Source organism: Pseudomonas sp. GW531-T4, assembly GCF_017349615.1.
GTDB classification, from domain to species: Bacteria; Pseudomonadota; Gammaproteobacteria; order Pseudomonadales; family Pseudomonadaceae; genus Aquipseudomonas; species Aquipseudomonas chlororaphis_I.
In genome coordinates, this window is the sequence record NZ_JACMZT010000009.1 from 26,348 (window position 1) to 50,626 (window position 24,279).

Sequence of the window (24,279 nt, forward strand, 5' to 3'; positions counted from 1 at the left end):
AAGATGTTTCAGGGCGCCGACCCGGGCGTCGCCCAGGGCGGGATGCGTTGCGCAGGGCTGCCCGGAGCGGGTCAGCCGTGGCGTTCGATGTCGCGCAGCATGCGTTCGATGACGGACAGCACGGCTTCGCGTTGGCCATCCATATTCTGCGTACCCTGGCGGGCTGCGAGTTGCAGGTCGAGGCAGGCCCGCATCAAGGCTGGCGAATCGACGGTGCAGGCCAGCCCGCTGACCCGGTGGACCCACTGTTCGAGGAAGTCCGGCGTGTCGGGCAGCGGGCTGCTCAACAGCTCATGCTCCTGTTCCAGGTTCCGGCGCAGCTCCTGGAGCAAGCGTTCCTTGAGCTGTGGATCATTCTGGAAAACCCCCAGCTGGGACAGGTCGAAGGTCGCGGGAGCCGCCTGGTCGGAGGCAGGCTCGGGTGGGGCGAGGGGTAAAGCGGTTGTGGTTTGGGGAAGGAAGCCGAGCGCTTTCAGCCCGCCAAGCATTTCCCGCAGGCGTTCGAGGACGATGGGCTTGATCATCAGGTCGTCCATGCCGGCCGCCTGGCAACGCTGCCTTTCATCCGCCAGGGCCCGGGCGGTGTAGCCGATGATCGGCAGCCTTGGCAGGCCGCGCGCCTGTTCCGCGGCCCGTATGGTGCGGGTGAGGGCATAGCCGTCCATGTCCGGCATGTTGCAGTCGGTGATCAGCACATCGAAGTCACCCTTTTCCCAGGCCTGCAGGGCCGCCTTGCCGCTGCTGACATAAGTTCCCCGATGGCCGAGCCTGAGCAGTTGTTGCTCGAGCACCAGGCCGTTGGTGGAGACGTCGTCGACGATCAGCACATTCAGCGCGGCGACCGCCGCAGCGTCATGAGCGGCCTGCTGCGCCTCGTCCTCGGCAAGCTGCCAGGGCAGGATCAGTTCGAAGCTGACCCGGCAACCCTGGTCGGGGGCGCTGTCGAGTCGGATGGTGCCACCCATGAGTTCGACCAACTGTTTGCAGATGCTCAGGCCCAGGCCGGAGCCGCCGTGCAGGTGGGCGATCTGCGCATGGGCTTGCTGGTAGGGCGCGAAGATCTGTGGCTGGAGCTCCTCGGCGATGCCGATACCGCTGTCGTTGACCTGGAATATCAACCGGCTCTGGCGCGGGGCCACGTCCAGTTCCCGGACCTGCAGTTCGACCCATCCGTGATCGGTGAACTTCAGGGCGTTGGACAGCAGGTTATGGAGGATTTGCGTCAGGCGCATGGCGTCCACCTGATAGCGCCGCTGCGGGTCCAGGTGGTGTTCCAGTCTCAGCTCCAGGTGCTTTTTCCGGGCCTGGGCAGCGAACAGCTCAAGGCAGTTTTCCAGCAACGGGGCGAGCGCGGTGGGGCTGGACGCCAGTTCCATCTGGCCGGTTTCGACCTTGTCCAGATCGAGAATATTGCCGATCAGGTCGATCATCGATTGCGCCGACTGCTGGGCAATGCTGAGGTTTTGCGAAGGCTTGGACGAGCCGCTGGTTTCCAGCTCCAGCAGGCCGACCATGGCATTCAGCGGGGTGCGCAGCTCATGGCTCATGGTCGCGAGGAACTGGCTTTTCGCCGCGCTGGCGTCGAGCGCCTGTTGCTGGGCTTCGAGCAGTTTGTTTTCCAGGTGCTTGCGCACGCTGATGTCGATCCAGCCGCCCAGCAGCCCCTGCTGTTTGCCGAGCGCGGTGTAGAAGGGCACCAGCCATTGGTAGATATGATGGGTCTTGCCGCCGACCTCGATCACGCTGTCGAGGAACTGCGACTGGCGGTTATCCAGCAGCCGTTGGTGCTGTTCTTCCAGCTCCCGGGCCAGCGCGGGTGGGCTTATGCCTTGCTCCTGGGGCGTGGTGCCGCGGATCTCGTCCAGGGATTGGCCGAAGAACTGCTCATAGGCGTGGTTGCAGGTGCTCAGGCGCCCCTGCAGGTCGCGTACGTAAAGGGGAATGGGCAAGCCGTTGAGCAAGGCGAACTGGAAGGCCAGTTGGTCCTTGAGCTGGTTCTGCGCGGCGCGCCGCTTGCGAATCTGAATCCGCAGGCGCCAGTTCCAGTGCAAGGACAGCAACACCAGCACCAGGACCAGTGCAGCGGTCTGCCACAGCCATTTCGGCAGATAGTCCCAGAGCGAACCCTTGGTCGCGGGTCGTGCCAGAACGCTGATACGGTCCTGGTTGCCATCCGAGTTCTTCAACGAGTACAGGAGCTTGTTGAGGATGCTCAGGAGTTCGGGGTGCTCGGCCGATACGGCGAACACCAGCGGCTCGGGCTGGGCCTGGAACTGCTTGCCGGCGCGCAGCCCCGGGTTGGTCATGTGCCGGGCATCGGCGGCGCTGTTCAGCATGGCGTCGACCATGCCCTGTTCCACCAATTGCACGGCCTGATCGTAATTGTCGGTGAGCACCAGTTCGATGCTCGGGTAGCGGCTCTGGAGCAGGTGCTGCAGGGGATGCCCGGCCTGGAGTGCCAGGCGCCTGCCGCCCAGGGCCGCCAGTGAGCTGGGGGAACTGGCGCCCTGGCGGGTAACGAAGGCCCAGTATTCGGTGCCGAAGCCATCGCTGAACAGCAGGCTCTTTTGTCGGACCGGGGTCGGTACCAATGACAGGGCGATTTGCGCCTCGTCGCGCTCCAGGCGCTGCCGATCGATTTCCGGCGACTGGCTGTCGATGATGTTCAGTTGCAGCTGATAGTCGTCGGCCAGGCTGCGCAGCACATTGAATGCCAGCCCGGCCCATTGGCCGTCGGCATTGCGATACAGGTAATTGGGGATTTGGCGGGCGATCAGGTTCAGCGACGGAAGGCGCTTGAGCCAGCTGTCTTCCGCACTGTTGAGGGCGAAGGAGTCGGTCGGCGCGAACAGCCAGGGCGAGCGTTCCCAGTGCTGCAAGATCTCTTGCTTGCGCTCCCGGGTCACCGTCTTCAGCGAGGCGTTGATCAGGGTGACCAGATTCTCTTCATGCCCCTGTGCGGCGAAGCTGAAGCCCATGGCCGGCAGGTCGGCGACGTATTTGTTCTGCAGCTTGAGGTTGGCCAGGCTGCGCATGTAGAAGTTGCTGCGCAGCTGATCGCCGATCAGCGCGTCGGCCTCGCCGTCGGCCAGGCGTTGCAGGCCTTCGATAATGCTTTTGATCACAATCAGTTCGGCCTTGGGGTAGGCCTTGGCGACCGTTTCGGCCTGTACATAGTAGGCCGGGACCAGCACGCGCTTGCCCGCCAGGTCCGGGGGCAGGTCCTTGTCGGCGATGCGGCCGACGATGATCGGCTCGTTGTCCAGGTAGGGCAGGCTGTAGATGAACCCGGGTTGCTTCCTTTCGTATTCGGTGGCGCGGGGCATCAGGTCGATGTCCCCGCTGGTCAGGGCGGCGATGGCGGTGTCCACCGTAGGGTAGGGCACGCGCTGGATCGGCAGTTCGAGAAACTGGCTGATGTGTTCCAGGTAGTCGTTGGTGATCTGGTTGAGGACAACGTTGCCGCGCGGCTCGGGTCGCTCGTTGGAGGCGCTCACTTCGGCGACCCGTAACGGGCGCGGGGGCAGTGTCTGACGCAGGGCCATCAGCGTGGCCAGGGACAGCGGCGCAGGCTCAGGCTCGGTGGCGCCCAGGGAAGCAACGCTGGTCAGCAAGAGCGTGATCCAGAGGGTCAGACGCGACAGGCCCGCTAGAGGGGTAGGCATAGTCTCAGGTCAGCCCGACTTCCTGGATGTACAGGTACAGGCTGGCGTTGTTATCCAGGCCCAGTTTGCGCATGGCGCTGCTTTTCTGGCTGCTGATGGTCTGCTTGGAGCGGTTGAGGTGCAGGGCTATTTCATTGACCGACAGCCCGGCGCCGTACAGGCGCAAGACCTCGACTTCGCGAGGGGACAGTTGTTCGATCTCGCTCAGGGGCTGGCCGGGGTTGAGCAGATGCTTGATGGACGGGGAGATGAAGGGTTTGGCCTGGCTGGCGCGAACCGCCATCTGCAGGTCGCCCTGTACCCCGCGCTTGCTGATCAGCCCCTGGACGCCCAGCTTGAGGATCGAGGCCAGCAGCGCCGGGTTGTTGAGCATGGTCACCACGATGATCGCAATGGCCGGATAACGCCGGCGCAATTGCTCGATCAGGCGGATGCCATCGGCCTGTTGGCTGTGGGGCATCATCAGGTCGGTGATGACCAGGTCGCAGGGCTGTTCGGCCAACAGCTGGAAAAGCCCTTCGACATCCTGGGCCTCGCCGACGATCTGCAGCGTGTTGTCATCGCTGAGCGACGCTCGAATGCCGATCAGTGTCAGCAGGTGATCGTCGACGACGATAACTTTCTTTTGCATCTGTGGCGGGGCCCTGTCCGTGCGTAGCGTGAGCGAGTGCATAGAGTTAAGCAGAACGCATGCAAGTATCTGCCTGTGTCAGAGGGATGCAGGGTACTCCTGTCGCGTGGCGCGATGAAGTGTCCGTGGCGCTCAGGCAAAACAAGCGTTGGCCAGACGGCGGGCATGGGGCTTCGGCGGAGAGGGGATGTCCGGAGAACATTGGTAATTAGGGGGGAGTAAGGAGGGGTAGCAGCCAGCAGGGCAGGAGTCCTATCGGCGAGCCCGTGGCTTGAGTTTCAAGCCACGGGGCATTTCGCAAAGTCAGGTCAGACGTTGAAGCGGAAGTGCATCACGTCGCCGTCCTTGACGATGTACTCCTTGCCTTCCAGGCGCCATTTGCCGGCTTCCTTGGCACCGGCTTCACCCTTGAACTGGATGAAGTCGTTGTAGGCGATCACTTCGGCGCGGATGAAGCCTTTCTCGAAGTCGGTGTGGATCACGGCAGCGGCTTGCGGAGCGGTAGCGCCGACGCGGACGGTCCAGGCGCGCACTTCCTTGACGCCGGCGGTGAAGTAGGTCTGCAGGTGCAGCATTTCGTAGCCGGCGCGGATCACGCGGTTCAGGCCAGGTTCTTCGAGGCCCAGGGCTTCGAGGAACATGTCTTTCTCTTCGCCGTCTTCAAGTTCGGCGATTTCCGCTTCGATCTTGTTGCAGACCGGCACCACCACGGCGCCTTCTTCTTCGGCGATGGCCTTGACCACATCAAGGTGCGGGTTGTTTTCGAAACCGTCTTCAGCAACGTTGGCGATGTACATGACCGGCTTGGTGGTCAGCAGGTGGAAGCCTTTGATCACCGCTTTTTCGTCGGCGCTCATGTTCTTCATCAGGCTGCGTGCTGGCTTGCCTTCGGTGAAGTGCGCGATCAGTTGCTCGAGCAGGGCTTTCTGCGCCACGGCGTCCTTGTCACCGCCCTTGGCGTTGCGCGCGACTTTCTGCAGTTGTTTTTCGCAGCTGTCGAGGTCGGCGAAGATCAGTTCCAGGTCGATGATCTCGATGTCGCGTTTCGGGTCGACGCTGTTGGACACGTGGATCACGTTGTCGTCTTCGAAGCAGCGGACCACGTGGGCGATGGCATCGGTTTCGCGGATGTTGGCCAGGAACTTGTTACCCAGGCCTTCACCTTTCGAGGCGCCCGCCACCAGGCCGGCGATGTCGACGAACTCCATGGTGGTCGGCAGCACGCGCTCGGGCACCACGATGGCGGCCAGGGCATCCAGGCGCGGATCCGGCATCGGCACGATGCCGCTGTTCGGCTCGATGGTGCAGAAGGGGAAGTTCTCGGCCGCGATACCGGATTTGGTCAGGGCGTTGAACAGGGTGGACTTGCCGACGTTAGGCAGGCCGACGATGCCGCAGTTGAATCCCATGGTGTTTCCCCTCGGATAAGAGTCAGGCCTTCTGGCTGTGCAGGTTTTTCATCGCCCGGTTCCATTCACCGGCGAAGATATCCGGCAGCACGCCGAGGGCAAAATCGATGCTGGCATCGAGCTTTTCCTGTTCGGCGCGTGGCGCACGACCCAGGACAAAGTTCGAGACCATGCTGGCGACGCCTGGGTGGCCGATGCCAAGCCGCAAGCGGTGAAAGGTATTCTGGTTGCCCAGTTGCGCGATGATGTCGCGCAACCCGTTGTGCCCGCCATGCCCGCCGCCCTGTTTGAGCTTGGCGACGCCGGGTGGCAGGTCGAGTTCGTCATGCGCCACCAGGATTTCTTCGGGCTTGATGCGGAAGAAACCGGCCAATGCCGCCACGGCCTGGCCGCTGCGGTTCATGTAGGTGGTGGGTATCAGCAGACGAATGTCCTGACCCTGGTGCGAAAAACGCCCGGTCAGGCCGAAATATTTGCGATCGGCCACAAGGTTGACGCCTTGTTTCTCGGCGATGCGCTCAACAAAAAGGGCCCCTGCGTTATGCCGGGTCTGTTCGTATTCGGCGCCTGGATTACCCAGGCCAACGATCAGTTTGATGGCAGTCACGATAGGGGCCCTTCCTTGGAGTTGTGGATAACATCGCCGCGACTGGAGTGTGCGGCGAAAGTGGACGACAAGTGCTCATTTACCATTATGTAAACTCCGCGTTCCCGCCCGCTTTCTCGCTACGTTCCAGTCCGCGATGTTTCCGGTAACTCCGGCAAGCAGAGTGAATTACTCTGCAGCGCCTTCTGCAGCTTCTGGAGCAACACGTGGAGCGTGAACGTTGGCAACAGCCAGGTCGTTACCGTGAGCCAGAGCAACGAACTCAACGCCTTTAGGGGCCTTGAGGTTCGACAGGTGAACGATGGTGCCGATTTCAGCGTCGCCCAGGTCGACTTCGATGAACTCAGGCAGGTCTTTCGGCAGGCAGGACACTTCGATTTCAGCGATAACGTGCGAAATCTCGCCGCCTTTCTTGACCGGAGCAGCTTCGTTGATGAAGTGCACTGGAACGATAGCGGTCAGTTTCTGACCAGCAACAACGCGTACGAAGTCAGCGTGCATCACGTGGCCTTTGGCCGGGTGACGTTGCAGCGCCTTGATCACGACGTTTTGCTTGGTGCCGCCAACGTTCAGTTCGATAACGTGGCTGAAAGCCGCTTCGTTTTCGAGCAGTTTGGCAACTTCTTTGGCCAGCATGCTGATGGATTCAGGGGCTTTGTCGCCACCGTAAACTACAGCTGGAACCAGGCTTGCGAGACGACGCAGGCGGCGGCTCGCACCTTTCCCCAGGTCGGAACGCACTTCAGCATTCAGAGTAAAATCGTTCATGTTGTATCTCCAAAATAACCACACTCGCCCCAGCGTTTGCGACCAGCGCTAAAGGCGATATGGGCAAAAAAGCCCCGCCCCAACAGGAATGCTGGGGCGGGGCGCTTTTCGTCATCGAGATGTCAGGCTAGGGCAGGGCCCTAGCGGAACATCGCGCTGATCGATTCTTCGTTGCTGATACGGCGAACCGCTTCGGCAACAACCGGTGCGATATCCAGTTGACGGATACGCGCACAGGCTTGTGCTGCAGCGGACAGCGGGATGGTGTTGGTCACCACCAGCTCGTCCAGCACGGAATTTTCAATGTTCTCGATTGCTCGACCCGACAGCACAGGGTGTGTGCAGTAGGCAAAGACCTTGGCAGCGCCATGCTCTTTCAGGGCCTTGGCCGCGTGGCACAGGGTGCCGGCGGTATCGACCATGTCGTCAACCAGGATGCAGGTACGGCCTTCAACGTCACCGATGATATGCATCACTTCAGAGTGATTGGCTTTCTCACGGCGCTTGTCGATGATCCCGAGATCCACGCCCAGGGATTTGGCAACGGCACGTGCACGCACGACGCCACCAATGTCCGGGGAGACGATCATCAGGTTTTCGAAACGTTGGTCTTCGATGTCATCCACCAGAACCGGGGAGCCGTAGATGTTATCTACCGGAATATCGAAGAAGCCCTGAATCTGGTCAGCATGCAGATCAACCGTGAGAACACGGTCGATGCCGACTACGGTAAGCATGTCAGCCACGACTTTCGCGCTGATAGCCACACGTGCGGAACGCGGACGGCGATCCTGACGGGCATAACCAAAGTAAGGAATTACAGCAGTGATTCGAGTCGCTGAGGAGCGGCGGAAGGCATCAGCCATCACGACGAGTTCCATCAGGTTATCGTTGGTCGGAGCGCAGGTCGGCTGAATAATGAAGACGTCTTTACCACGGACATTTTCATTGATCTCAGCGGTAATTTCGCCGTCGGAAAACTTACCGACAGAGATGTCACCGAGAGGGATATGCAGCTGACGTACGACACGCCGAGCCAGATCGGGGTTAGCGTTCCCCGTAAAGACCATCATCTTGGACACGCGCAGTACCTGAAGGCTGAGGGTATACCTGGATGAGTATAAGGAAAATGGCAGGGGCGGCTGGATTCGAACCAACGCATGGCAGGATCAAAACCTGCTGCCTTACCGCTTGGCGACGCCCCTGTATCTGTTGCATCAAGTGCCTGGCACTTGGTTCCTTTTAGAGCAGACTTTGCAGCTTGCGATGCAACATCGAAACGTTGCTTCCTTTTGCTACAAACCCTGTAAGGGTCTCTGTAAGAAGGGCCGAGACTTTATCAGCTTCAGCTTTGCTTGGGAAGCCCCCAAACACACAACTTCCAGTCCCGGTCAGTTTTGCTTCGGTAAATTTACCTAACAAATTCAATGCGTTACGTACATCTGGATAACGCCTTGCAACCACCGGCAAGCAGTCATTTCTGCTGTTTCCCTTGGGAACGGGGCGCACTTTAATGGGCGGAGTGTCACGTGTCAACAGCGGATCTGAAAAAATTTCTGCTGTACTTACAGAGACTTGCGGCACCAGCACGAGATACCAGGGCTCCTCGGGGTCTACCGGGGTGAGTTTCTCTCCCACGCCCTCGGCGAAAGCCGCATGCCCGCGCACGAAAACCGGCACATCGGCGCCCAGGGAAAGGCCCAGCGCGGCCAGGCGATCTTCGTCCCAGCCCAGTTGCCAGAGGTGATTCAGGCCCAGTAGGGTGGTCGCCGCATTGGAGCTGCCGCCACCGATGCCGCCGCCCATGGGCAGGACTTTCTCGATCCAGATGTCGATCCCCAGCGGGCACGCGGACTGTTCCTGAAGCTGCTTGGCCGCCCGCACGATCAGGTTGCTGTCGTGGGGGACGCCGGCGAACTCCGTATGCAGGCGAATGACGCCGTCATCGCGCACGGCGAAGGTGATTTCATCGCCGTAATCGAGAAACTGAAAGATCGTCTGCAATTCGTGATAGCCGTCTTCCCGGCGACCGAGGATGTGCAGCATCAGATTGAGTTTTGCCGGGGAGGGCAGGGTCAGTCGTGGTGCGTTCATGCTTACTGCCCCAGCTTGCGTGGTTGCCATTCCTTGATCACCAGCGTGACGTCAAGGTCGCGGCCATGCAGCTTGATCCGCTCGGGCAGCCAGTAACCGCTCTGTTGTGCATAACTCAGGTACTCGACCTGCCAGTTGTCCTGTTCGAGATTGGACAGGCGGCTGTCGCCATCCAGGGTCAGGCGGCTCTTGCTGTCGGGGGCGGGCAGCCCGCGAACCCACCAGGCCAGATGCGAGACCGGCAGGTTCCAGCCCAGCTGTTCTTCGAGCAGGGCTTCCGGGGTTGGCGCTTCATAACGTCCCTGGTTGGCGACTTCCAGCGCGACCTGGCCGGGACGACCGGTCAGGCGGGCGGCGCCACGACCCAGCGGGCCGGACAGGCGGATATCGTAGTAATCCTGGCGCTGCAGCCAGAACAAGGTGCCGCTGCCCGAATCCTTGGGTGCACGAATGCCGATCTTGCCGTTGATCTGCCAGCCGTCGAGACCAGTCAACTGCTGCTTGTGTTCGCGCCATAGCGCAGGGCTGCCGTGGCCCTCGACGGATTCGCGGGTACCGAAACCCGAGCAGCCGGCGAGCAGAGCGATAAAGCTGAAAACGATAAGGTGGCGCAAAAACATAGTCTTAAAGGGTCTCTGATCCGGTCAGGCGCTTGATGGTACTGCGCAGGATAGGGCTGTCGGGCTGGTCCTTGAGGAACTTGCTCCAGATCTGCTTGGCTTCGCGTTGCTTGCCGTTGGCCCAGAGCACTTCGCCCAGGTGCGCGGCGACTTCCTGGTCGGGGAAGCGTTCCAGCGCCTGGCGCAGCAGGCGTTCGGCTTCCGCGAGGTTGCCCAGGCGATAGTTCACCCAGCCCAGGCTGTCGAGCACCGCCGGATCGTCCGGGGTCAGCTGATGGGCCTGTTCGATCAGGGCCTTGGCTTCGGCGTAGCGGGTCGTACGATCCGACAGGGTGTAGCCGAGGGCGTTCAATGCCATGGCGTTGTCCGGCTCGCGCTTGATGATCAGGCGCAGGTCTTTTTCCATCTGCGCCAGGTCATTGCGCTTCTCGGCCTGCATCGCCCGGGTGTAGAGCAGGTTCACGTCGTCCGGGTATTGCTGCAGGGCTTGCTGGAGAATCTTCCAGGCCTTGTCGCCCTGTTTGTTGGCGGACAGGGTTTCGGCTTCGATCAGGTACAGCTGGATGACGTAGTCCGGCTGGGTGTCGCGGGCGGCGGCCAGGCGTTTTTCGGCTTCGGCGGTACGGCCGTTGTTCATCAGGATATCGGCCTGGCGCAATTGTGCCGGCAGGTAGTCGTTACCTGGGCCGACCTGGCCGTATTCCGCCAGCGCGCCCTGCGGGTCGTTGAGTTCTTCGGCGATGCGGCCCAGGTTCAGGTGCGCCGAATCGACATGGCTTTCCCGGGCGATCAGGTCTTCCAGGTAACCCTTGGCTTCTTCCCAGTCCTTGGCTTCCAGGCAGACCAGCGCCAGGGAGTAACGCAGCTCGTCGTCTTCCGGATACTGCTGGACCAGGCTGGAGAACTGGGCCTTGGCGTCGTCCATGCGATCTTGCTCGACCAGCATGCGTGCATAAGTCAGGCGCAGGCGCTTGTCGTCCGGGTATTTGCGAATGCTTTTTTCCAGCAGCGGCAGGGCTTCGTCGGCGCGGCTGAGGCTTTGCAGCAGGCGGGCGCGCAGGAGTATCGGCGCGATTTCGCCTTCTTCCGGCGGGTTCTGCTCCAGCAGTTTCAGGGCTTCGCGGGTGTCGCCGTCCTGTTGCAGCAGCAGCGCCTTGCCGAAGACCAACTGGCCGTTGTTCGGGTGTTTTTGCAGCAAGCGGTCGAAGCTTTTCATCAGACCGTTGCGGGTGTCCTGGTCGGTGTCGGCGGCCGACAGCGCGAGGAAATCGAAATGGGTATCGCCCTTGCCCTGCAGGACTTTCTCCATATAGACCATGGATTCGTCGTAACGCCCGGTGCGGGCCAGCTGGATGGCGGCGGCGCGCTGGGCTTCCAGGTCGTCCGGGGCGTTTTTCGCCCAGATCAGCGCGGTGTCCAGCGCAGCCTGGTCGGCGCCCAGGTATTCGGCGATGCGAAACGCCCGCTCGGAGATGCCCGGGTCCTGGGTGTTGATGGCCTGGGTGACATAGTTGTCCAGGGCAATGTCGAAACGATTGCGTTGGCCAGCCAGTTCCGCGCTCAGCAGGCTGAAGATCGTGTCTTCGCTGAACGAGGAGTAAACCTTGGGCTTTTCAGGAGCCGGTGTGCTGTCTTCGACCGGCGGTGTAGCGTCCGGTGAAACGGGTGCCAAGGCCTGGCAGCCGCTGAGGAAGACAAAAGCGAGGAGCAACGCGGAAGATCTATTCATATAGGAAGAGGACGACTAACCTGCGGTCGGATCATCATGACACAAGCCTTCGGCCAAACATAACCGAGACTCAGCGGATGCCTTACAGAGGCAGTCTATTGGGACAATAGTCGGCAGTGGTTGTTCTGAATCTTTCGAAGTAGGACAATTGTCGGCTTCTCGACATCATCAGCGACCTTGAATGGCCTTCCTCGCACTCGGTATTAACCACAAGACTGCTTCAGTAGACGTCCGCGAGCGCGTGGCCTTTACCCCTGAGCAGTTGGTTGAGGCCTTGCAGCAGCTCTGCCGCCTCACCGACAGCCGCGAAGCTGCGATCCTCTCCACCTGCAATCGCAGTGAACTCTATATAGAACAGGATCACCTTTCGGCGGATGTCGTGCTGCGCTGGCTGGCCGAGTACCACCATCTGAGCCTCGAAGACCTGCGCGCCAGTGCCTATGTGCACGAAGACGATGCGGCCGTTCGTCACATGATGCGTGTTGCCTCGGGGCTGGACTCGCTGGTGCTGGGCGAACCGCAGATCCTCGGGCAGATGAAATCCGCCTACGCCGTGGCGCGTGAGGCCGGAACCATTGGCCCGCTGCTGGGGCGGCTGTTCCAGGCCACCTTCAGCGCCGCCAAGCAGGTGCGCACCGACACCGCCATCGGCGAAAACCCGGTTTCCGTGGCCTTTGCCGCGGTGAGCCTGGCGAAACAGATTTTCAGCGATCTGCAGCGCAGCCAGGCACTGCTGATCGGCGCCGGCGAGACCATTACCCTGGTCGCCCGCCACCTGCATGACCTGGGGGTCAAGCGCATCGTGGTCGCCAACCGCACCCTGGAGCGCGCCAGTACCCTGGCCGAACAGTTTGGAGCCCATGCCGTGCTGCTGTCGGACATTCCTCAGGAGCTGGTGCACAGCGACATCGTCATCAGTTCCACCGCCAGCCAGCTGCCGATCCTGGGCAAGGGCGCGGTGGAAAGTGCGCTGAAACTGCGCAAGCACAAGCCGATCTTCATGGTGGACATCGCCGTTCCCCGGGATATCGAGCCGGAAGTCGGCGAGTTGGACGACGTTTACCTCTATACCGTCGACGATCTCCACGAAGTGGTCGCCGAAAACCTCAAGAGCCGCCAAGGCGCGGCACAGGCAGCGGAAGAGCTGGTGAACATCGGCGCCGAGGACTTCATGGTGCGCCTGCGCGAGCTGGCTGCGGTGGATGTGCTCAAGGCGTATCGTCAGCAGAGCGAGCGCCTGCGCGACGAAGAGTTGCAAAAGGCCCAGCGCATGCTGGCCAACGGCAGCAGCGCCGAAGACGTCCTGATGCAACTGGCTCGCGGCCTGACCAACAAATTGCTGCATGCGCCCAGCGTCCAGTTGAAAAAGCTGACCGCTGAAGGCCGCCTGGATGCGCTGGCCATGGCCCAGGAACTCTTTGCCCTCGGTGAGGGCGCTTCGGACTCTTCGGATAAAAAACCGCAATGAAAGCGTCACTGCTCAATAAGCTGGATGTCCTCCAGGACCGTTTCGAGGAACTGACCGCGTTGCTTGGCGACGGCGAAGTCATTTCCGATCAGGCCAAGTTCCGCGCCTATTCCAAGGAGTACGCCGAAGTCGAGCCGATCGTCGAGACCTATAAACAGGTACTCAAGGTCCAGGCCGACCTCGAGGGCGCCCAGGCGCTGCTCAAGGACAGCGATCCGGACATGCGCGAAATGGCGGTGGAAGAAGTCCGCGAGGCCAAGGAGCAACTGGTCGAGCTGGAAAGCACCCTGCAACGCATGCTGCTGCCCAAGGACCCCAACGATGGGCGCAACGTGTTCCTGGAAATCCGCGCCGGCACCGGCGGCGACGAGGCGGCGATTTTCTCCGGCGACCTGTTCCGCATGTATTCGCGTTATGCCGAGCGGCGTGGCTGGCGGCTGGAGATCCTCTCGGAAAACGAGGGCGAGCACGGCGGCTATAAAGAAGTCATCGCCCGGGTCGAAGGCGAGAACGTCTACGGCAAGCTTAAATTCGAATCCGGCGCCCATCGTGTACAGCGGGTGCCGGCCACCGAATCCCAGGGCCGCATCCATACTTCGGCCTGCACCGTGGCGGTGTTGCCCGAGCCGGACGAACAGGAAGCCATCGAGATCAACCCGGCGGACCTGCGGATCGACACCTACCGCTCCTCCGGCGCCGGCGGCCAGCACGTCAACAAGACCGACTCGGCGATCCGTATTACCCACATCCCGTCGGGCATCGTGGTCGAGTGCCAGGAAGAACGTTCCCAGCACAAGAACCGGGCGCGCGCCATGTCCTGGCTGTCGGCCAAGCTCAACGACCAGCAGACCAGCGCCGCGGCCAATGCGATCGCCAGCGAACGCAAGCTGCTGGTGGGCTCGGGCGACCGCTCCGAGCGCATCCGCACCTACAACTTTCCCCAGGGTCGGGTGACCGATCACCGGGTCAACCTGACCCTCTACTCCCTCGATGAAATCCTTGCCGGTGGCGTCGAAGCGGTGATTGAGCCACTTCTGGCCGAGTACCAGGCCGATCAACTTGCGGCGCTGGGCGAGTAAACATAAATGACCATCATCGCCAGCCTGTTACGCGCCGCCCAATTGCCCGATTCGCCCACGGCCCGCCTGGATGCCGAGTTGCTGCTGGCCGCTGCCCTGGGCAAGCCGCGCAGCTTCCTGCACACCTGGCCCGAGCGGATCGTGCCCAGCGAAGCGGCATTGACCTTCGCCAGTTACTTGCAGCGGCGCCGTTCCGGCGAGCCGGTGGCCTATATCCTTGGCCAGCAGGGCTTCTGGAAGCTCGATCTGGAAGTGGCGCCCCACACCCTGATCCCGCGTCCCGACACCGAATTGCTGGTGGAGGCGGCGCTGGAATTGCTGCCCGCCACGCCGGCCAAGGTGCTCGACCTGGGCACCGGCAGCGGCGCCATTGCCCTGGCTCTGGCCAGCGAGCGCCCGGCGTGGCGGGTCACCGCGGTCGACCGGGTGCTGGAGGCCGTGGCCCTGGCCGAACGCAATCGCCAGCGCCTGCAACTGGACAATGTCACGGTGCTGAACAGCCATTGGTTCAGCGCTTTGCAAGGCGAGCGTTATCAACTGATCATCAGTAACCCGCCCTATATCGCCGACACCGACCCGCATCTTGCAGCCGGCGATGTGCGTTTCGAGCCGGAGAGCGCGCTGGTCGCGGGCAAGGACGGGCTGGACGATCTGCGCCTGATCATCGCCCAGGCGCCAGGGCACCTCGAAGCCGGCGGCTGGCTGATGCTGGAGCATGGCTACGACCAGGCGCCGGCCGTACGCGACCTGTTACTCAGCCAAGGGTTCGCCGAGGTCCACAGCCGTGTCGACCTGGGCGGTCATGAACGCATCAGCTTAGGAAGCCTGCCGTGCTGAACGATCAGGAGTTGCTGCGCTACAGCCGGCAGATTCTGTTGCAGCACGTCGACATCGACGGCCAGTTGCGACTCAAGGCCAGCCGCGTATTGATCGTCGGCCTGGGCGGCCTGGGCGCCCCGGTGGCCTTGTACCTGGCCGCCGCGGGTGTCGGCGAGCTGCACCTGGCCGACTTCGATAAGGTCGACCTGACCAACCTGCAACGCCAGATCATCCATGACACCGACAGCGTCGGCCTGAGCAAGGTCGATTCGGCGATGCGTCGCCTGTCCGCGATCAATCCCGAAATCCAGCTGGTGCCCCATCGTACCGCGCTGGATGCCGACTCCCTGGCGGCCGCGGTCACGGCGGTGGACCTGGTGCTCGATTGCACCGACAACTTCTCGACCCGCGAGGCGGTGAACGCCGCCTGCGTCGCCGCCGGCAAGCCGCTGGTCAGCGGCGCGGCGATTCGCCTGGAAGGGCAGCTGTCGGTGTTCGATCCACGGCGTCCCGAGAGCCCGTGCTACCACTGTTTATATGGGCACGGCAGCGAAGCCGAACTGACCTGCAGCGAAGCCGGCGTGGTCGGGCCGTTGGTGGGCCTGGTGGGCAGCCTGCAGGCGCTCGAGGCGTTGAAGCTGCTGGTGGGGTTCGGCGAGCCGCTGGTGGGCCGCCTGTTGTTGATCGATGCCCTGGGCACACGCTTTCGTGAACTGCGGGTCAAGCGTGACCCGGGCTGCAGCGTCTGTGGAGGCCGGCATGCGTGAAGCGCCGATCGGCGTCTTCGACTCCGGCGTCGGCGGCCTGTCGGTGCTGGCGGAGATCCAGCAGCGCCTGCCCCATGAGTCGCTGCTATATGTAGCCGATTGCGGCAACATTCCCTACGGTGAGAAAACCCCCGAATTCATCCGTCAGCGTTGCAGCCTGGTCGCCGGGTTTTTCCGCGAGCAGGGTGCCAAGGCACTGGTCCTGGCCTGCAACACCGCGACCGTGGCCGCTGTCGCCGACCTGCGTCGGGATTATCCGGACTGGCCTATCATCGGCATGGAGCCCGCGGTCAAGCCGGCTGCCGCCGCGACCCGCAGTGGCGTGGTCGGCGTGCTGGCCACCACCGGCACCTTGCAGAGTGCCAAGTTCGCCGCCTTGCTCGATCGTTTCGCCACCGACATCAAGGTCATCACCCGGCCATGCCCGGGCCTGGTGGAGCGGATCGAAGCCGGTGACCTGCACAGCCCCGCGTTGCGCCAACTGCTGCAGGGTTATGTCGAGCCGCTGCTGGCGGCCGGCTGCGACACCATCATCCTTGGCTGCACTCACTATCCGTTTCTCAAGCCGTTGCTCAAGTCGATGATCCCCGAGGACATCAGCCTGATCGATACCGGGGCTGCGGTGGCCCGCCAGCTGGAGCGCCTGCTCGGTGAGCGCGAGCTGTTGGCCGCGGGGCCTGCACGCCAGGCTCAGTTCTGGACCAGCGGCGATCCGTGTCACTTCAGACATATCCTGCCGTTGCTCTGGAAAGAGGCGGGAGCGGTGCAAAGCTTCGCTTTATAAATAAATCCTGCAGAAGCGCTGATTTGCGCTGAACTTCTGTTCAAGCGCTGATTTCTATTAACGTGTCTGCGGAATCTGTACAACACCATACAAATCGTTTGAAAAGGATGTTCCTGATGAGACGAGTGTTTTGTTTGGCTGCACTTGCAGCCGCGCTATTGGGGCAAAGTTTTTCGGCACAGGCGGCCGGCGTCGAGTTTTCGGTGGGGCAGACCGGCGATTCGACCCAGACCTATCGCCTGGGCATGCAATTCGATTGGGACAAAAGCTGGCTGCAAAGCGATGTCGGTCGCCTGACCGGCTACTGGAGCGGCGCCTATACCTTCTGGGATGGCGACGAGAAGTCCAGCAACCACAGCCTGTCGTTCTCGCCAGTGCTGGTGTACGAATTTGCCGGGCAGAACATCAAGCCTTACATCGAGGCGGGGATCGGCGTGGCGGTGTTCGCCAACACCGAGGTGGAGGACAACAAGCTCGGTTCGGCGTTCCAGTTCGAGGACCGCTTCGGTTTCGGCCTGCGGTTCAACGGCGGGCATGAAGTCGGTCTCCGTGCCACGCACTATTCCAACGCCGGTATCGCGACGCCCAACGACGGTGTAGAGAGCTACTCGCTGCATTACACCATGCCGTTGTAAGACCTTTTTCAGCGATACGCCGTGGCGATGCCGCGGCGTTCGTTGAGGCAGTCCACTTCCCCCATCTCGAACTCCCGGCAGATCAGCGGCCGTTGTTCGTAGATGCTGCACAGCATGCTGTTGCGATCCAGCGCGGCACACCAGCCATCATCCAGCCGCAGCATGACTTCGCCACCCCAATCGTCGGTGTCGATAAAACGCTCGGGCACCCCGGTTTCGGTGATCAGCATCACTTCCAGTTGGCAGCAGCAGGCCGCGCAGCTCGAGCAGGTGACCGCCGCTTCGGCGATCTGGGTGACAGGAATAGTGGTCATAGGCGCGCAGTGTAAGGCAGTGGCCGCAGGCTGTGTGAAACCACTGACGGACGCCTGCCGTCCCCTTATTCCCGATCCCCCTCGGCAACGCCCCGTGACGGCAGGTTCTTGAAGGCCGCCAGGGCGCGTTCGCGGGACATCGACAGATCGACCATCGGTCGCGGGTAATCGGCCACGCCGAACAGACCGCCGATGGCGGCCGGGTTGTGGATATCTTTTTCATTCAGCCCCGCCAGCTCTGGCAGCCAGTGCCTGATGAAAGTCCCTTGGCTGTCGAACCTCTGCGACTGGCTCAAGGGGTTGAAGATCCGGAAGTAGGGCGCCGAGTCGGTGCCGGTGGATGAGCTCCATTGCCAGCCACCGTTATTTGCCGCCAGGTCGCCGTCGATCAGGTGGCGCATGAAAAAGCGCTCGCCCTGGCGCCAGTCGATCAGCAGGTTCTTGGTCAGGAACATCGCCACGATCATCCGCAGGCGGTTGTGCATCCAGCCGGTTTCCAGCAACTGGCGCATGGCTGCGTCGATGATCGGCAGGCCGGTGCGGGCCTGCTGCCAGGCCGCCAGCTCATCGGGGGCATCGCGCCAGGCCACGGCTTCGGTTTCCGGGCGGAAGGCCCGGTGCCGGGACACCCGTGGATAGCCCGCCAGGATGTGTTTGTAGAACTCGCGCCAGAGCAGTTCGTTGATCCAGGTGACGGCGCCGGGGCTGCCGCTGGCGAACTCGCCCCGGTTGTTTTGCAGCGCCGCGTGCAGGCATTGGCGTGGCGACAGCACACCGGCGGCGAGGTAGGGCGAAAGCTGACTGGTGCCAGGCTTGGCCGGGAGGTCGCGCTCGGCCTGGTAGTGGACGAGTTGGGCCTCGGCAAAATGCGCCAGGCGTTGTTGCGCCGCGGTTTCACCGGCTGGCCAGAGCGCCTGCAGGTGCGGGCCGGGTGTCGGGAACCCTTCGACCTGCCTGGGCAGCGCATCGGCTTTTATCCTCAGCGCGGCTTGCGCCCTGGGAGCCGCCAGCTGTGGCGGCAGGGCGCTGTGCAGCCGGTTGTAGCAGACCTTGCGAAACTGGCTGAAGACCTGGAAGTAACCGCCGCTTTTGGTCAGCACACTGCCGGGCCGGAACAGCAACTGGTCGAGGTAACTGTGGAAGCTCACGCCCTGGCTCTTCAGCAGGCTGGCTACCGCCGCATCGCGGCGACTCTCGTGAATGCCGTATTCCTCGTTGACGTGCAGCGCCTCGACGGCCAGTTCCCGGCACAGTTGCAGCAGCACCTGGGGTGCCTGCTCCCAACTCGGCGCTTGGCGAATCAGCAGCGGGATGTTCAGCCGGGCCAGGTCGCTGCTCAGTCGCTCCAGGTTGCGCAGCCAGAAGTCGACCTTGCACGGTGCATCGTCATGCGCCTGCCATTGCCGCGGGCTCAGCAGGTACAGGGCCACGGTCGGCCCGCGCTGGGTGGCGGCGCTCAGCGCGGTGTTGTCATGCAGGCGCAGGTCGCTGCGTAGCCAGATCAGTTGCATGGGAGTTCCTGCATTTAGAGAAGTCCTAGCCCGGTCAGGGCCTGGTGCGCCGAGAGTGGGTCTGCGGCGAGGTGCAGATTGGCGATCTGGTTGGTGCAGATGGCCAGTTCGGCGGGGTGGATGCTCACCGCGGGGCCGACGATGAGTGCCGGGCAGTCGAGGCCGCCGAGCAGACGTGGCAATTGCCGCAGGTTGATCGACTGGCTCGCGTACAGCAGCACGCCCCGCGCTTTCAGGCGCTCGACGGCCAGGGCCAGCTCACCGGGGGGCAGCGGCCAGTCGAAGACTGCCACCGGGCAGTCGCTATTGCTGATCAGCCAGGCGCAGAGCCACAGGTGCGGCTCCAGCGGCAGGTCCGAGTGATTGATCAGCAGCAGCGGGGCGCCTTGCAGTTGGCGGTTGTTGTGATAGACCCGCACTGCGAATTTGCTGCGCAGCCAGGAATGGAAAAACACCCGCTCCATCTGCATGCCGAAGCGGCCCTGCCAGCGCTGTTCGAGTTCGTCCAGCAGCGGTAGCAGCAGGTGCTCGCACAAGGTCCGCGGCGGGTAGAGTGCCATGGCCTGGTTGACGCTTTCGTCGACCTGGCGCTCGGCCAATTGGCTGATGGCCTGGATCAGGCTCTGGCGTTGCAGGTGCCAGTCGTTGTGGGTCGCTTCGCTGAGTGCAGGCTCGGCGTCCAGCAGGTGCTTGACCTGGCTGACCGCCACGCCGCGATTGAGCCAGGTCAGGATTTTCAGAATGCGTTGCACGTGTTCGTTCGAAAACAGCCGGTGACCCTTGGCGGTACGCTGCGGCACGATCAGCCCGTAACGACGTTCCCAGGCCCGCAGGGTGACGGCGTTGACTCCGGTCTGGCGGGTCACCTCGCGAATCGGCAGCCAGCCTTGCCCATGGGCGCGATCGGATTCGCTGGCGGATGCATCCGGGTCGTCGAACGTCGAATCGTTCATGGTTCAGAGCGCATTGCGCAGGCTGAGACTTTCCGGATGCGGCTGCAGGTACACCTGTTGCGCGATGTAGGGATCGGGGTGCCGGCGCAGGTGATGCTTGAGCAGGGTCAGCGGCACCACCAGCGGCACGATGCCGTGGCGGTACTGGCCGATGAGGTGCTGCATTTCCTGTTTGTCTTCGCGGCTGATGGCTTGCTTGAGATAGCCGCTGATGTGTTGCAGTACGTTGCTGTGGGTACGGCGGGTGGCGCACTTTTTCAGGGCCGCCATCAGCTGGCTGAAATAACGTGGGCCGATTTGCGCCGGATCGCTTTGGCCCATGTTGCCCAGCAGGGTGCCGAGGGCCTTGTATTGCTCCGGGTTGTGGGCCATCAGCAGGTATTTGTAGCGCGCGTGAAAGTCGGTCAGGCGGCGACGGCTCAGGCCTTGCCTGAGCACATCCTGCCAGGCGCTGTAGGCGAACACCCGGGTCAGGAAGTTTTCCCGCAGCACCGGATCATTGAGTCGGCCGTCTTCTTCCATCGGCAGGTCCGGATGGCGGCTGCAGAACGCCTGGGCATGGATTCCGCGCCCGCTGAGCTCGGCGGGACGGCCCTGGTCCTGGTAGACCTTGACCCGCTCCAGGCCGCAGGACGGAGATTTTTGCATGAAGATATAGCCGCAAAGGCTGCCCAGTTCATCGGCCATGCGCTGGCCGTAATCCGTGAGCGCCTGGGTGACATCCATGGCTGGATTGATGCTGCCAACGGCCCGCGGTTGCCGCGGATCGCCCACCAGGCGGATCGGTTCGCGGGGTGTGCCCAGGCCGATGGCGACTTCCGGGCACAGCGGGACAAACTCGAAAAACTCAGCGAGGTCCTGGCTGCACAGGCGCGATTCCTTGTGCCCGCCGTTGTAGCGCACAGGCGCACCCAGCAGGCAGGCGCTGATGGCGATTCTCGGTTTGTCGGCCTGGGTCGGATTGCTGGGCATGTGCAGGGCTCCGGTTTTTCATGTACAAAAAATATGATCTTGTACAACTTTGCCTCATCATAGGATCAAAGGTGTGCAAGTCAAATATTTTGTACAGGTTTGTTGCGCAGCCCTTCGGGTTACGTCCTGCTCATCTGTCGGTCGTTGGGCTTTAGTCGTTCGATTGCTGGCTGGCTAACGCAGGAGATTTTGGCGCGTGTTTTTCTTCATCTCGGAACAGTCCGATCAGCAGAAGTATGTTTCGGGTTTTGGTGCGGGGGAGACAGGCTGCTGTCCATGGCGACAGCAGCAAGGTTACGCGGGGTGCTGCGCTTACAGGTTTTCGTGCAACCGGCGGGCGGCCTCCTGCCCGCTGAGCCAGGCCCCTTCGACGCGACCGGACAGACACCAGTCGCCGCACACATAGAGTCCCAGGTCGACATCCGCCAGGGCTCCCCATTCATGGCTGCTGGCCGGGCGGGCGTAGAGCCAGCGGTGGGCGAGGCTGAAGCTGGGGGCGGGCATGGCGCTGTGCAGCAGCTCGGCGAATGCGCCGTGCAATTGCTCGATCACCGCTTCTTTCGGCAGGTCGATGTGCTGGCGGCTCCAGGTGCTGCTGGCGTGCAGGACCCAAGTGTCGAGGCTGTTGTCGCGCCCTGGTTTGCTGCGGTTGCGGGCCAGCCAGTCCAGCGGGCTGTCCTGTACGAAGCAGCCTTCCACCGGGGTTTCCAGCGCGGTCTCGAATGCCAGGGCGACTGCCCAGGTCGGGTCCATCTTCACCCCGGCGGCGGCACTCGCCAGTTTTGGCGCGGCAGCCAGCAAAGCGGTGGCCTGGGGGGCCGGCGTGGCGATGATCACGTGGCTGAACGGGCCGTGGGTGAAACCTTCGGCATCCTGCAGGTGCCAATGCTGTTCGCCGCGGTAGACCTCGGTGATGCGGCAGGCGAAATGCACCTCCGTTTCGCCCAGCAAGCCACGGGTAATGGCGCTCATGCGCGGGGTGCCGACCCAGCGGGTCTGTTCGTCCGGCGACGGGGTGAGCTGGCCGCCATGGAAGTTGTACAGCTGCGGCGCCCATTCGGCGGCCCAGCCATTGGCTTGCCAGCGCTGGACTTCGGTGACGAAGCGCCGGTCGCGAGCGGTGAAATATTGAGCGCCCATGTCCAGTGCGCCGGCGTCGCTGCGCTTGCTGGACATACGCCCGCCGCTGCCGCGGCTCTTGTCGAAGAGTTGCACGACATGCCCGGCGTCTCTCAGCGCCTGGGTGGCCGAGAGTCCGGCGATGCCGGTACCGATGATTGCGATGGGTACGGTCATAGGGGCCTCGTTTACCTTTCTGTGCAGACGCCGTCGTTAAAAGCTGTACAATTTTGTTTTTTGGTATAACTTTCGGCGTTATCGGTTTTACAGGGTGTCCTATTGTTAAACACAGAGCCTGCCCGATTGAAAAGATCCCTGCTTATAAAAATAGACTAGTGATCCGGGTAAAACGCCACGCGAGGAAGATGTCATGCACATATTGCTGACCGGCGGTACTGGTTTGATAGGACGTCAACTCTGCCGTCACTGGCTGACCCAGGGCCATCAGTTGACCGTATGGAGTCGTCGGCCTGCCGAGGTGCCCAAACTGTGTGGCACCCAGGTCCGCGGCATCGCCCGCCTGGACGAACTTGCGGAGGAGCCGGTCGACGCCATCATCAATCTGGCGGGAGCGCCGATCGCCGATCGGCCCTGGACCCACAAGCGCAAGGCGCTGCTCTGGAGCAGCCGAATTACCCTGACCGAAAAGCTCCTGGCCTGGCTGGAAAGCCGCGGGCAGAAACCCGGGTTGTTGATCTCCGGGTCGGCGGTGGGCTGGTATGGCGATGGCGGGGAGCGCGAGCTGAACGAAGACTCGCCCCCGGTCAGTGAGGATTTCGCCAGCCAGTTATGCATCGCCTGGGAGGAGACCGCGCAACGTGCCGAGGCCATGGGCGTGCGTGTGGTGCTGATTCGCACGGGCCTGGTGCTGGCGGCCGAGGGCGGCTTTTTGTCGCGCTTGCTGCTGCCCTTCAAACTGGCCCTGGGCGGGCCGATCGGCAACGGTCGGCAGTGGATGCCGTGGATTCATATCAAGGATCAAATCGCCCTGATTGATTTTCTTCTGCACCGCAGTGATGCCAGCGGTCCTTATAATGCCTGCGCGCCCAAGCCGGTGCGCAATCGCGAATTCGCCAAGACCCTGGGCAGCGTCTTGCACCGGCCGGCGGTAGTGCCGGTGCCGGCCTTTGTCTTGCGCGTCGGCCTGGGGGAATTGTCGTTGTTGTTGCTGGGTGGTCAACGCGCGGTCCCTGCGCGGTTGTTGGCCGCCGGATTCACTTTCCAGTTCACTGATTTGCGCGCGGCCCTGGATGACCTGTCCAGCCGCCTCTGAAATAGGACGTTGCATGACCGATCACGCGTTGCTCCTGGTCAACCTGGGTTCGCCGGCCTCCACCTCGGTGGCGGATGTGCGCAGCTACCTCAATCAATTCCTGATGGACCCTTACGTGATCGACCTGCCGTGGCCGGTCCGGCGGCTGCTGGTGTCGCTGATCCTGATCAAGCGTCCGGAGCAATCGGCCCATGCCTACGCCTCGATCTGGTGGGAGCAGGGTTCGCCGCTGGTGGTGCTCAGCCGCCGTCTGCAGGAAACCATGACGAGTGAGTGGAAGCACGGCCCGGTGGAGCTGGCGATGCGTTATGGCGAGCCGTCCATCGAGTCGGCGTTGCTGCGCCTGGTGGCCCAGGGGCAGAAGAAAATCACCCTGGCGCCACTCTATCCACAGTTCGCCGACAGCACCGTGACCACGGTGGTGGAAGAGGCCCGACGGGTGATTCGCGACAAGAAGCTGGATGTACAGCTTTCGGTGCTGCAGCCGTTTTACGATCAGCCGGAGTACCTCGACGCGCTGGTGGCCAGTGCCAGGCCGCACCTGCAACAGGACTTCGATCATTTGCTGTTGAGCTTCCATGGCTTGCCCGAACGGCACCTGAAAAAACTCAATCCCGGCCACAGCCTGGACGGCGATTGCTGCCGCGACGCAACCCCCGAGGTGGCCGCCACCTGTTACCGCGGCCAGTGCCTGAACACGGCTCGGGCATTCGCCGAGCGCATGGGGCTGCCGGACGGCAAGTGGTCGGTGTCGTTCCAGTCCCGTCTGGGGCGTGCCAAATGGATCGAGCCCTACACCGAGGCGCGTCTGGATGAGCTGGCCCGGCAGGGGGTGAAGAAGATCCTGGTGATGTGCCCGGCGTTCGTCGCCGACTGCATCGAGACCCTGGAAGAGATCGGCGATCGCGGTCGCGAGCAGTTCCGCGAAGCGGGAGGGGAGGAGTTGGTGCTGGTGCCGTGCCTGAACGACGACCCGCAATGGGCCAAGGCATTGAACGCCTTGTGCGAGCGCGCGCCTTTGGCGTTGTAAAAGCATCGCGGGCAAGCCTCGCTCCTACTGAC

The 24,279-nt window shown here is 62.4% G+C and carries 22 protein-coding genes and 1 tRNA gene; 8 read left to right on the plus strand and 15 right to left on the minus strand.

What is annotated here, in order from left to right:
• Nucleotides 1-71: 71 nt before the first annotated feature.
• From J4D28_RS09390 to J4D28_RS09435, 10 genes are all read right to left on the minus strand, one after another.
• Nucleotides 72-3,665 (minus strand): ATP-binding protein, encoded by a 3,594-nt coding sequence (locus tag J4D28_RS09390; RefSeq protein ID WP_103331100.1) that lies wholly within the window; start codon nt 3,663-3,665, stop codon nt 72-74.
• Nucleotides 3,666-3,669: 4 nt separating this feature from the next.
• Nucleotides 3,670-4,296, minus strand: coding sequence for a response regulator (locus tag J4D28_RS09395; RefSeq protein ID WP_038635070.1), 627 nt, complete (start codon nt 4,294-4,296; stop codon nt 3,670-3,672).
• A 308-nt stretch (nt 4,297-4,604) separates the two neighbouring features.
• Entirely contained in the window at nt 4,605-5,705 is a 1,101-nt protein-coding gene (ychF, locus tag J4D28_RS09400) for a redox-regulated ATPase YchF (RefSeq protein ID WP_009050794.1), read from the minus strand.
• A 22-nt stretch (nt 5,706-5,727) separates the two neighbouring features.
• A complete protein-coding gene (gene pth, locus J4D28_RS09405) occupies nt 5,728-6,312 on the minus strand; it encodes an aminoacyl-tRNA hydrolase (protein WP_009050793.1) in 585 nt (194 codons plus the stop codon).
• Nucleotides 6,313-6,480: 168 nt separating this feature from the next.
• Nucleotides 6,481-7,080 carry a 50S ribosomal protein L25/general stress protein Ctc gene (locus J4D28_RS09410; RefSeq protein WP_009050792.1) on the minus strand — a complete coding sequence of 200 codons (600 nt, stop codon included), beginning with the start codon at nt 7,078-7,080 and terminating at the stop codon, nt 6,481-6,483.
• A 140-nt stretch (nt 7,081-7,220) separates the two neighbouring features.
• The gene (locus tag J4D28_RS09415; protein ID WP_003171603.1) at nt 7,221-8,162 is read right to left on the minus strand and encodes a ribose-phosphate pyrophosphokinase; all 942 of its coding nucleotides are present in this window, start codon (nt 8,160-8,162) and stop codon (nt 7,221-7,223) included.
• Between the two features lie 48 nt (nt 8,163-8,210).
• Nucleotides 8,211-8,285, minus strand: a tRNA-Gln gene (locus J4D28_RS09420).
• Nucleotides 8,286-8,322: 37 nt separating this feature from the next.
• On the minus strand, nt 8,323-9,174 hold the full coding sequence (gene ispE / locus J4D28_RS09425) for a 4-(cytidine 5'-diphospho)-2-C-methyl-D-erythritol kinase (RefSeq protein WP_009050791.1): 852 nt from the start codon (nt 9,172-9,174) through the stop codon (nt 8,323-8,325).
• 2 nt (nt 9,175-9,176) lie between these two features.
• A complete protein-coding gene (gene lolB, locus J4D28_RS09430; RefSeq protein WP_009050790.1) occupies nt 9,177-9,794 on the minus strand; it encodes a lipoprotein insertase outer membrane protein LolB in 618 nt (205 codons plus the stop codon).
• 4 nt (nt 9,795-9,798) lie between these two features.
• A complete protein-coding gene (locus J4D28_RS09435) occupies nt 9,799-11,523 on the minus strand; it encodes a tetratricopeptide repeat protein (protein ID WP_016703581.1) in 1,725 nt (574 codons plus the stop codon).
• A 181-nt stretch (nt 11,524-11,704) separates the two neighbouring features.
• Here J4D28_RS09435 and hemA point away from each other — a divergent pair, with 181 nt between their 5' ends.
• The 6 genes from hemA (at nt 11,705) to J4D28_RS09465 (ending at nt 17,075) form a co-directional block, all read left to right on the plus strand.
• A complete protein-coding gene (gene hemA, locus J4D28_RS09440) occupies nt 11,705-12,991 on the plus strand; it encodes a glutamyl-tRNA reductase (RefSeq protein ID WP_009050788.1) in 1,287 nt (428 codons plus the stop codon).
• On the plus strand, nt 12,988-14,070 hold the full coding sequence (gene prfA / locus J4D28_RS09445; protein WP_007928353.1) for a peptide chain release factor 1: 1,083 nt from the start codon (nt 12,988-12,990) through the stop codon (nt 14,068-14,070). The genes hemA and prfA overlap by 4 nt, the downstream gene beginning before the upstream one ends.
• 6 nt (nt 14,071-14,076) lie before the next feature.
• Nucleotides 14,077-14,907, plus strand: coding sequence for a peptide chain release factor N(5)-glutamine methyltransferase (gene prmC / locus J4D28_RS09450; RefSeq protein ID WP_028683382.1), 831 nt, complete (start codon nt 14,077-14,079; stop codon nt 14,905-14,907).
• Nucleotides 14,901-15,656, plus strand: a complete 756-nt coding sequence (locus J4D28_RS09455; protein WP_103331099.1) for a molybdopterin-synthase adenylyltransferase MoeB — start codon at nt 14,901-14,903, stop codon at nt 15,654-15,656. The genes prmC and J4D28_RS09455 overlap by 7 nt, the downstream gene beginning before the upstream one ends.
• Nucleotides 15,649-16,440: a glutamate racemase gene (gene murI / locus J4D28_RS09460; protein ID WP_009050785.1), complete on the plus strand. Its 792-nt coding sequence runs from the start codon at nt 15,649-15,651 to the stop codon at nt 16,438-16,440. Before J4D28_RS09455 ends, murI begins: the two co-directional genes overlap by 8 nt.
• Nucleotides 16,441-16,556: 116 nt before the next feature.
• Nucleotides 16,557-17,075: an acyloxyacyl hydrolase gene (locus tag J4D28_RS09465; protein ID WP_016703578.1), complete on the plus strand. Its 519-nt coding sequence runs from the start codon at nt 16,557-16,559 to the stop codon at nt 17,073-17,075.
• A gap of 8 nt (nt 17,076-17,083) precedes the next feature.
• On the opposite strand, the gene J4D28_RS09470 is transcribed toward J4D28_RS09465, so the two are convergent.
• The 5 genes from J4D28_RS09470 to J4D28_RS09490 form a co-directional block, all read right to left on the minus strand.
• Nucleotides 17,084-17,389: a YkgJ family cysteine cluster protein gene (locus tag J4D28_RS09470; RefSeq protein WP_009050783.1), complete on the minus strand. Its 306-nt coding sequence runs from the start codon at nt 17,387-17,389 to the stop codon at nt 17,084-17,086.
• 65 nt (nt 17,390-17,454) lie between these two features.
• Entirely contained in the window at nt 17,455-18,900 is a 1,446-nt protein-coding gene (phrB, locus tag J4D28_RS09475; protein WP_103331098.1) for a deoxyribodipyrimidine photo-lyase, read from the minus strand.
• A 14-nt stretch (nt 18,901-18,914) separates the two neighbouring features.
• Entirely contained in the window at nt 18,915-19,853 is a 939-nt protein-coding gene (locus J4D28_RS09480) for a MerR family transcriptional regulator (RefSeq protein ID WP_103331097.1), read from the minus strand.
• Nucleotides 19,854-19,856: 3 nt separating this feature from the next.
• Nucleotides 19,857-20,825, minus strand: a complete 969-nt coding sequence (locus J4D28_RS09485) for a DUF523 and DUF1722 domain-containing protein (RefSeq protein WP_103331096.1) — start codon at nt 20,823-20,825, stop codon at nt 19,857-19,859.
• A 312-nt stretch (nt 20,826-21,137) separates the two neighbouring features.
• Entirely contained in the window at nt 21,138-22,121 is a 984-nt protein-coding gene (locus J4D28_RS09490) for an NAD(P)/FAD-dependent oxidoreductase (protein WP_009050779.1), read from the minus strand.
• Nucleotides 22,122-22,314: 193 nt separating this feature from the next.
• Between J4D28_RS09490 and J4D28_RS09495 the strand changes: the two genes are divergently transcribed.
• Nucleotides 22,315-23,217, plus strand: coding sequence for a TIGR01777 family oxidoreductase (locus J4D28_RS09495; RefSeq protein WP_028683377.1), 903 nt, complete (start codon nt 22,315-22,317; stop codon nt 23,215-23,217).
• Between the two features lie 13 nt (nt 23,218-23,230).
• Entirely contained in the window at nt 23,231-24,247 is a 1,017-nt protein-coding gene (gene hemH, locus J4D28_RS09500; RefSeq protein ID WP_016703574.1) for a ferrochelatase, read from the plus strand.
• The last annotated feature ends 32 nt before the right edge of the window (nt 24,248-24,279 follow it).